Here is a 1,946-nt window from a genome sequence, read left to right as displayed (position 1 = left end):
ATGTGAGGTCACGTCAGGGCGGACGGCTGTTGCGTTCGACTGTGACTGTCGCCAGGCATGGCGCGGTGACCTTTCCGCTTGCGGGTTCGCGTTTTTACTATCTGCAAGCGGGCGCAACATAGGAGCGCGCCTTGCCGTGTCAATCGCGGTGAGGAGGGAAAATGCCGACGAGCGGCCAAGATCGCGAGACTGTGATCGCCGGCCGCCGTTCGCCTCGGCAGACCGGGGTGGAATAACCGTTATTTCTGCTTCAGCCGGCGCGAGAAACGCAGCCACTTGTCTTCGACCGGCCTTGGGACCGGCCTGGGCTGCACCAGAATGGTGGTGAGTTCGGCGGGCAGGGTCGGAACCAGCGGCTTCTTGGTGGCGACGCCGTCGGCGATCGCGACGATGCTGTGATAGAATTCGCTGCCGCTCATCGATCTCGGCGCAACCGCTTCGTGCATGACGCTGATCACCGTGACATCGGGGCAGTTGTCCTTGATGGCCTGGTGGAAGGCGACCTTGCCGTCGGGGTCGAGCGCGCCGGTCGCCTCGTCAAGGAACAGCAGCCCCGGCTGCTGCAGCACGATGCGAGCCACCACCAGCTTCTGCTTCTGGCCGCCCGACAGCACCTGGTCCCAGCTTTTGCCTTCGCGGCTTTCGTCGGCCATGTGCTCGATGAAGTCGCCAAGCCCGGCCTTGTGCAGCGCCGACGCCACCTGCGCGTCGCCATGGTCGTGCTCGGAGCCCGGCAGGCAGACCAGTTGCTTCAGCGACACAGGCTGCAGCTTGACCTCCTGGGCGGCATAGAAACTCTTCACGCCTTCGGGGAAGACGATGGTGCCGCGGCCATAGGGCCACAGGCCGTTGATCGCCTTGATCAGCGAGGTCTTGCCGCAGCCGGACTCGCCCTTCAGGAAAGTCCATTCGCCGCGCCGGAAGCGCAAATTGGCGGCGCTGAGGAAGGGCGTCGCATCCTCGCCTTGATGCGCCAGTTCGAGCTTCTGGATGGTCAGGCCGAAAACCGGGTTCTGGCTGGTGTAGTGGAAATCGGAGCGGCCGGTCTGGCTGTAGAATTCCTGCGGATGCTGGACATTCTCGATCGCGTTGGCCAACTCGGTGACACGCTGGCTGTTGGCGCGCAGCGTGGCGATGGCGGGCATGACGTGGATGAACCACGAACACTGGCCGATCAGAGAATTGACCAGCTCGGAGCCGGTTATATAGCCCTTCAGATCGAGGCGGTTGTGGATGAACGGCACGAGACCCGGTCCATAGGCGACAATGCGGGCGCCGATGAAATTGTAGATCAGCTCGAACGACATATAGACGGTGTTGACGATGTTCAGCCGCGTCCAGGTGCCGTCGATATCGACATAGAGCCGGCCATGCATGGTCCTTTGCACGCCTTCGCCCTGAGACGCCGCGACATGGAAGGAGCGGCGCAGGAACGTCGTCAGTTCGCCGCGATAGCTGCCTTCGGCCTTCTGCATCCTGACGTTGAGGCGCTCGAGCAGGCCGCCGAGCTCGACGGCGATCCATGTGTTCAGCGGCACATAGGTGGCAACGGCCAGGAAGGCCAGGATGGCGCTGCCATAGCTGCCGAGGAACTCCAGCCCCTTCACCTCGACGGAGTTTTCGAGCAGCTTCTGGCCGACGAAGAAGAGCGAGGTGGCGACGGCCAGTACGCCCATGGCGAGCCCGATGGCGCCCCCGGTCATGTCCTTGATGGATTCCTGGACACGCTGGTCGATGTTGTCGGGGGGCGGTGCGCCGCTGCCGGTCGATGCATGCTGGGCATGGAAATGCGTATGGTTGCCATCCAGCAGCGCTTCGTTGAAGCGGCTGTCCAGCCAACCGCGCCATTTGCGGTGCAATGTCGCCGAGACAAGATTGCGGATGCCGGTAAAGCCAGCGTCCTTGAGTACGACCAGCAGCACGAGGACGCCGGCATTGACCAGCAG

Annotated in this window: 1 protein-coding gene; it reads right to left on the bottom strand. The window is 63.1% G+C overall.

The features are described 5' to 3' along the window. Positions 1–239: 239 nt before the first annotated feature. Positions 240–1,946, bottom strand: a 1,707-nt coding sequence (locus EN750_RS31970; RefSeq protein WP_145968110.1) for an ABC transporter ATP-binding protein/permease, incomplete at its 5' end; no start/stop codon positions are given.

Origin of the sequence: Mesorhizobium sp. M7A.F.Ca.ET.027.03.2.1, assembly GCF_003999175.1 — a bacterium.
In the GTDB taxonomy this organism is placed as follows: domain Bacteria; phylum Pseudomonadota; class Alphaproteobacteria; order Rhizobiales; family Rhizobiaceae; genus Mesorhizobium.
This window is presented reverse-complemented; position numbering and strand designations above follow the sequence as displayed.